The following is a 7199-nucleotide window of genomic DNA, read 5'->3' as shown; positions in this document are numbered from 1 at the left end:
GCTAAAGATTTTACTGTTTCTCCTTTCAACCTTCTTTCATAAATTTCTATTTTTTGTTTATTTGTTAATTTGGACATAAGAAATGCACCCTCCATCTTATTTGTCTAAGATTTTGGGTGCACTACAATTGTAGTCTTTTTTTTTATTTAGTTCCGAAAATTCTATCTCCACAATCCCCAAGTCCAGGAACTATATAGCAATTTTCATCTAATTTTTCATCAATTTTAGCTGTATAAATTGGCACATCAGGATGAACCTCTTGTACTTTAGCTAAACCTTCTGGAGCTGAGATTAAACACATAAATGTAATATCTTTTACTCCTTCTTTTTTCAAGTAATCTATTGCATAAATAGCTGATCCACCAGTGGCTAACATAGGATCTACAAGTATTACTTGTCTATCTTTAATGTCTAAAGGAAGTTTACAATAATAATAAACTGGTTGCATAGTTTCTTCGTTTCTGTATACTCCTATATGTCCAACCTTTGCTGTTGGTATTAAAGATAGGATACCATCTACCATCCCTAGCCCTGCTCTTAAAATTGGTACAACTGCAACTGCTTTGTCTTTAAGCACATATGCCTTTGTTTTTTGAATTGGAGTTTCAACTTCAATCTCCTCTAATTCTAAATCCTTAGTTGTTTCATAAACCATTAATTTAGCTATCTCATTTAAATTTTCTCTAAATGTTTTTGTATCAGTGTTCTTGTCTCTTAAATGTGTAAGTTTATGCTCGATTAATGGATGTTTAATTTCAACTACTGCCATAGATCTCCTCCTGAATTATATATAAAAAATTTCATAAAAAAGCAGGACACAAGTCCTGCTTTTTCCTGCATCTTATTTATTAAGCTTATATTTTTTGTTGAATTTGTCAACTCTACCAGCAGTATCTAAGAACTTAGCTTTACCTGTGTAGAATGGATGACATTTTGAACATACTGCTATTTTCATATCTCCTTTAGCATAAGTAGATCTAGTTTGAAACTTTTCTCCACAAGTACATTCAACATTAACAATTTTATAATCTGGATGTATTCCTTTTCTCATTTCTTACCCTCCTTCAATAATAGACTTATTAATTTCACAAGAAATTGTATCATATTCCCCTTTAGTTTGCAAGTTATTTATTGATGTCTACAAAATTTTATAAACTTTTTTTCTTTCAGTTGAATTTTCATATTTTTCATGTATAATTATATCAAGGAGGATTTTATGAAAACAAAATTTTATGCTTATTTTTTAACTGAATCTAAAGAAAGTAATATAGTTGAAACTTGGAATCAGTGTAAAAATGAAACATCTGGTAAAAAAGCAAGGTATAAATCTTTTAAAACATATAAAGAAGCAGAATCTTGGTTAAAATCAGGAGCTGAATATGAAAAAAAAATAAAAGCGACTCCCCCGATATTAAAAGATGGTATTTATTTTGATGCAGGTACTGGTAGAGGAATTGGTGTTGAAGTTAGGGTTACTTTAAAGAATGGTGAGTCAATCCTTTCAAAATATTTTCCAAGCTTAGAAATAAATGAATTTGGAAATTACCTTACAAAACCAGGAAAAACAAATAACTTTGGAGAATTGGCAGGAATGTATCTTGCTTTACATATAGCAATTGATGAAAAAATAATGTGTATTTTTGGAGATAGTTCTCTTGTTATTAATTATTGGTCTAAAGGTATTATTAAAAATTCAGTGTCACAAGAAACCCAAAGACTTGCACAAAAAGTTAAAATTAAAAGGGAAATATTTGAAAAATTAGGAGGATCCATAGAACATATTTCTGGGGATTTTAATCCTGCTGATTTAGGATTTCACAAATAGGAGGACAGCTATGAACGAACTTATTATTTTTTCTCCAGAACACTTATTTAGTATTCTGGCTTATTCTTTATTTTTTATTTTATTAATATTCATTGGGAATTTATTTTCAAAGCGTGTTTTTTCAAACACTTTAGGAATTATTATTCTTGTTATAAAATGTATTGAACTTTTTATACGGCACACTGTATATTTTGAAAGTATACATAATCTATTACCTCTTGAGCTCTGTAATGTTGCACTTATACTAGCTATATTATCTATAATTTTTAAATATAATTTTTTATTTCAGTTAGTCTTCTATTTTTCAATTGGAGCTTTCTTTGCAATAATATTTCCTGAAGATATTCCAAAATTTTATGATTTTAGAAATATAAGTTTCTTTCTAACTCATTTCTTTATTATTTTTGCAGCTTGGTATGAAATTATATATTTTCACTTTAAGCCTAACATTAAAGGGTTATTTTCATCATTTATAGTACTTAATATACTTATAATTATTTCTCTTAAAGTAAATAATTTACTTGGAACAAATTTTATGTTTACAAATGCAAAGCCAGATGTAGCATCATTCTTAGTATATTTAGGCCCTTGGCCATATTATATTTTTGCAACTGAATTTATTTTTATATTCTTAGGATATATTTATGCATTCCCATTTAGAAAAAAAAGACTAAAATATTATTTTTAAATTATAAAGACTATATTACTATTAGTAATATAGTCTTTATAATTTTATTATGGAAACATTCCTTAATTTTTTAATTTTCTCTAAATTCTCATCACTTAATTGAACCTTATAAAAAACCTTATCATTAAATCCCTTTTCTAATATGTTATCATGATTACATATTATCTTATCTATTTCTGAAACCTTATCATAGTTAAATTCCAGTAGATAAATCTCTTTTTTTATGTATTCTATTATTTCTGAAGCTTGAACTGCTAGTTTTGCTGTTTTAGCATAGGCTCTAACTAATCCCCCTGCTCCTAATTTTATTCCACCAAAATATCTTGTAGCTATCACTACTACATTATCTATATCCATATAGGTTAATATTTCTCCCATTGGTTTTCCTGAGGTTCCCTTAGGTTCCCCGTCATCATCAACTTTAAAATATTCTTGACCATTTTCAATGAGTTTATAGGCACTACAATTATGAGTTGCATCCTTATATTTGTTTTTAATTTCAGCTATATACTCTTCTGCTTCTTTTTTTGTTGAAACTGGTTTTATATGTCCTATGAATTTAGATTTTTTTTCTTCAAATTCTATTCTTTTAATTGACTTTATTGTATTCATTGTATCCTCTCTTTTTATTTATCTATTAAATTTAGATTTTTCATAAGTATTTTAATTTCACTGTAAAATAATGTTAAAGCTACAAGAAAATAAAAAAATATAATATCTAATAAATCTATATTAAAGTTTATTTTTAAGGATAAAAAAGGAACCTTACTTAAAAATTTTAATATTACAATTATAAAATTGTATACTTCTTCTAAAAACCATCCCATTCCAAATTTTAAAATAATACTTGGAACTAGAAAGGAAATAAATCCTAAAAAAATGAAAAAACTACCTAAGGGAGTTAATATTATATTAGAAATAAAGGCTAATATTGAAATACTTTTAAAATAATATAATGTTAAAGGTGTCAATATTATTTGAAGCATTAAAACAAAAATAAAAACGTTGATCCCAAATTTATACTTAATATCTTTATCTATTTTTATTTTAGGATAAATAAATAAAATTGAAAACAAGGATATATATGACATTAAAAAAGAAATATTTCCAAAGGAATTTGGATATATAATTATTGATGTAATAAAGGCAAAGGCCAAAGACTTTTTCAAATCTATCTTCTCATAAAAAAGATTACTTCCTATATAAATACTTCCCATAATATAAGCTCTAATAACTGATGGACTTAATTTTATAGATAATATATACATTGTTAAAAATAAAAAAATACATGAATATTTTATTTCTTTTTTTAATTTTAAAAAACTAAATATATAGGTTAATAAACCTATAATTATCCCAATGTGTAGCCCTGAAATAGCTAATAAATGAGAAGCACCTGAATAACGAAACATTTCTTTTATATCTTTATATACATATCTACTTTCCCCTAAAATAACTCCATTTAAAAGATTAGAACATCCATTTGAAATATAATTTTTTGTTCGATTTAGTTTTTTATTCATATAAATTTTAAATTTATTACCTTTTATTTTTTCTTTTTTCAAAACTTCAACTTCTATAAATCTTTCCTTTACATATAAAACTTTCCCTGTAATATTATATTCCCCGTCTCCTAACTTTTCCACAAAAACATACTTATTTTCAAAGGGAAGTTTGTTATTTAATTTTTCAAGTTTTCCATAACCATTAACAATATTGCTTTTAAAATTTATGAGGTTTCCTTGACTTATCTCTGAGAAATCCACAAAAAATACTACCCTAATTATAAAAATCAGGGGGAATATATAAATGGATAACTCTTTTCTTTTCTTTATAAAAAATAACCACAATAAAAATAATATTATTAATATAATAATCAAGTTTAAACTAGTAAAATATAATAATGCCTCTAATATAAAAATCTCTATTACAACAATATATATTCTTTCCATAAATAACCTCTATTAAAAATTATCTTTTTTCTCTTCATATTTATAATAAAATACAAAAGAAATTATAAAAGCCACAATTGCAAACATAGCTGTCATATATATTCCATTTTTATTTACTCTTCCTGTATTACTTCCAAAAACTAAAATAAATGGCAACAATAATATTGAAACCATAAAGGCCATTTTCAAGAAAAACCCTTGAATTCCAAAACAAATTCCCTCTATTTTATTTCCAGTTTCTTCCTTAATGTTGTTACTAATTTCACTTAACATTGCTGGTGGGAATATAAATGCTCCCCCTGCAACTGGTATCCCAATTAATGCAAATATTGCAAAGCCAAATGATTCTGGAATTCCTTTTCCAAGAAATAATAACATCCCTGTAAATACCATTAACAATAAAAGATCAAATAACATAATTTTCCTATATCCTATTTTTTTTGCTAATTTATTTGTTGGATAAAAGAAAAGAGCAGACATTCCAAATAGCAGTGCAGATGCTATTGTAATTTGAGTTTTTCCATATCCCATAATATCTTCCACATAATAATTCATAGTAGCTCTAAGAGTATTAAAACCAACAAAGAAAAATAATAATCCAAATAAATAAAAAATAAAATTTCTATATCCAGCTATTATTAAAATTGTTTCTTTAAAGGAAATCTTAGAAACCTTTCCCTTTGAATATTTTTTTTCTGAGACTCCAAAAACAGTTATAAAACCACCTAAAGAAGCAATTATACTTAAAATTATTACCATACCTCTTATTCCAAGTAAAGTATCTCCCTTTCCAATCATTTTTATTAAAACTCCTGGTAATATCATTGCTATTGCTGTGTATATTAGTCTAAACACTGATTGCCAAGTTGATAAATTTAATCTTTCTTCCATAGTGTTTCCTATTTCTGGAATTATTGCATTATAAGGAGCTCCAACTATAGTATAAAAAGTAAAAAACAAAGATCCAACTACAGCTAAATAAATAAAAGATGCTGTAGGTGAAGAAGTTGGCGGATAAAAGAAAGCCACTGTCATAATCCCTAAAGGAATACTCCCAACAGCAATAAATGGAACTCTTCTTCCCCATTTAGTGTCTATTTTATCTGAAACATATCCCACCACAGGATCAGTAACCATATCAACTATTCTAGAAATTGCCAAGGCTATTGAAATAAATATTGGAGGCATTATTACATTTAACCCAGAACTCTCTGGAGGCAAATAAAAATATAATATCCATTGAGCAAATATTTGATCCACTATAGCATAACTTACTCCCATTCCATAAAAAATCTGTGTTTTTTTATCTAATTTCATATTCATCTTTCCTTTTCATTAATGGTATTTTTCTATCCTCGTAATTATTAATCATTCTATAAATTAAACTAGATTCCTCGTTTAATTCTAAATATCTTAATTGTTCAACTGATAACTTTTTTTTAATATTTTTTAAGGATGTTAATATTTGAATATTACTGTTCTCTAAATCATCCTTTTTTTCTTTTTTTAATTTATTTAAATAAGTTCTTCCTTTATCTGAAAAACCTAGTATTCTAATATATGGAAGTTCTTTTTTCAATTTTATTGTATCTTCCTTTGTTATAGAAAGTAAAATATGAATTAAAATTCTTTGAGTTCTTCCTATTGTATATCTTTTAGTCATTAAATTTTTCATAAAAATCTCATAGGAAGATGATTTTAATGCCATTTCATAAATTCTATTTTCAAAACCAACTTCAATGTCTTGAATATCTTTCAACACTTCTCTTTTTGAAATTATAGCATATCTAATCAAATTATAAAAATGTGATATATCAACTAACTTTTTATTTTTCTTATTTTTTAATATTATTTCCTTTGAATTTTTAGAGATAAAATTTTCTATGTCTTTGTCTTCTTTTAATAATTTTCTAATTCCTGTTGCACTTAATATATTCCCTGTGGAAATTGAAGAATGATATCCTTTCCCTTCCCTTTTTAGAGTTTTAACCTTCATATCTAATTTTAATGTCTTAATTGTCCTTAAATATTCTATTCCTAAAATATCATTTGATTTAATTTCATATTCTTCTCCTAAATAATTTTTAATTTCTTTATTATAGGCTGTTGGATAGGAATCTCCATCTTTAAGATTTTTTTTCACATTTCCAATAAAATTAGAATTGCTTTCTAATTTTATAACCTCTTGAAGTTTATCTAAATTATCACTTTCTGAACCAAAAACTATTTCATCAGACCTTAGTTCCTTTAAAATATTTATAGAACCTCTAGCAAAAATTTCAGCACTTTGTGTTGAATAAAAAACTGGTAACTCCACTACTATATCTAAACCTTCTAACAAAGCCATTTTGGCCCTATCCCATTTATTAATGAGAGCTGGTTCACCCCTTTGTACAAAGTCTCCACTCATAACTCCTATGACTATATCCCCTTGTTTTCTAGCATAATCTAAATGTAGTTTATGCCCATTATGAAAAGGATTATATTCCACAATAATTCCAATTGACTTCATTTATCCCTCACTTTCATAAAATTTGGTTTCTAGCATTACAATCATTTTATCTTATTTAACTTGATTTTACAAGTTTTAAGGATTTTAGTTTTTTTTATTTTTCCAAAAAATAAAAAAAAGATTGGCAAGTACTTATCCTCCCAGAGGGCTGCCCCCCAAGTACTTTCAGCGTTTATGAGCTTAACTTCTAGGTTCGGTATGTTACTAGGTGTACCCTCATAG

General features: G+C 26.2%; 8 protein-coding genes and 1 rRNA gene. 2 read left to right on the top strand and 7 right to left on the bottom strand.

What is annotated here, in order from left to right:
• Nucleotides 1-142: 142 nt before the first annotated feature.
• A complete protein-coding gene (gene upp / locus GIL12_RS09620) occupies nucleotides 143-769 on the bottom strand; it encodes a uracil phosphoribosyltransferase (RefSeq protein ID WP_163470263.1) in 627 nt (208 codons plus the stop codon).
• A 72-nt stretch (nucleotides 770-841) separates the two neighbouring features.
• Nucleotides 842-1051 carry a 50S ribosomal protein L31 gene (rpmE, locus tag GIL12_RS09615; RefSeq protein WP_163470262.1) on the bottom strand — a complete coding sequence of 70 codons (210 nt, stop codon included), beginning with the start codon at nucleotides 1049-1051 and terminating at the stop codon, nucleotides 842-844.
• A gap of 165 nt (nucleotides 1052-1216) precedes the next feature.
• Here rpmE and GIL12_RS09610 point away from each other — a divergent pair, with 165 nt between their 5' ends.
• Together GIL12_RS09610 and GIL12_RS09605 are read left to right on the top strand one after the other, a co-directional pair.
• Nucleotides 1217-1825, top strand: coding sequence for a ribonuclease H family protein (locus GIL12_RS09610; protein WP_163470261.1), 609 nt, complete (start codon nucleotides 1217-1219; stop codon nucleotides 1823-1825).
• Between the two features lie 10 nt (nucleotides 1826-1835).
• Nucleotides 1836-2513: a TIGR02206 family membrane protein gene (locus tag GIL12_RS09605; RefSeq protein ID WP_163470260.1), complete on the top strand. Its 678-nt coding sequence runs from the start codon at nucleotides 1836-1838 to the stop codon at nucleotides 2511-2513.
• Between the two features lie 36 nt (nucleotides 2514-2549).
• On the opposite strand, the gene GIL12_RS09600 is transcribed toward GIL12_RS09605, so the two are convergent.
• From GIL12_RS09600 to rrf, 5 genes are all read right to left on the bottom strand, one after another.
• Entirely contained in the window at nucleotides 2550-3125 is a 576-nt protein-coding gene (locus GIL12_RS09600; RefSeq protein ID WP_203522599.1) for a YigZ family protein, read from the bottom strand.
• Between the two features lie 14 nt (nucleotides 3126-3139).
• Nucleotides 3140-4279 (bottom strand): ComEC/Rec2 family competence protein, encoded by a 1140-nt coding sequence (locus GIL12_RS09595; RefSeq protein ID WP_163470259.1) that lies wholly within the window; start codon nucleotides 4277-4279, stop codon nucleotides 3140-3142.
• A 198-nt stretch (nucleotides 4280-4477) separates the two neighbouring features.
• Nucleotides 4478-5788, bottom strand: a complete 1311-nt coding sequence (locus tag GIL12_RS09590) for an MFS transporter (protein WP_163470258.1) — start codon at nucleotides 5786-5788, stop codon at nucleotides 4478-4480.
• Nucleotides 5769-6977 (bottom strand): nucleotidyltransferase, encoded by a 1209-nt coding sequence (locus GIL12_RS09585; RefSeq protein ID WP_163470257.1) that lies wholly within the window; start codon nucleotides 6975-6977, stop codon nucleotides 5769-5771. The genes GIL12_RS09590 and GIL12_RS09585 overlap by 20 nt, the downstream gene beginning before the upstream one ends.
• 119 nt (nucleotides 6978-7096) lie before the next feature.
• Nucleotides 7097-7199 (bottom strand): 5S ribosomal RNA (gene rrf, locus GIL12_RS09580); the annotation flags it as partial.

This window comes from Fusobacterium sp. IOR10 (assembly GCF_010367435.1).
Classification (GTDB): domain Bacteria; phylum Fusobacteriota; class Fusobacteriia; order Fusobacteriales; family Fusobacteriaceae; genus Fusobacterium_B.
This window is presented reverse-complemented; position numbering and strand designations above follow the sequence as displayed.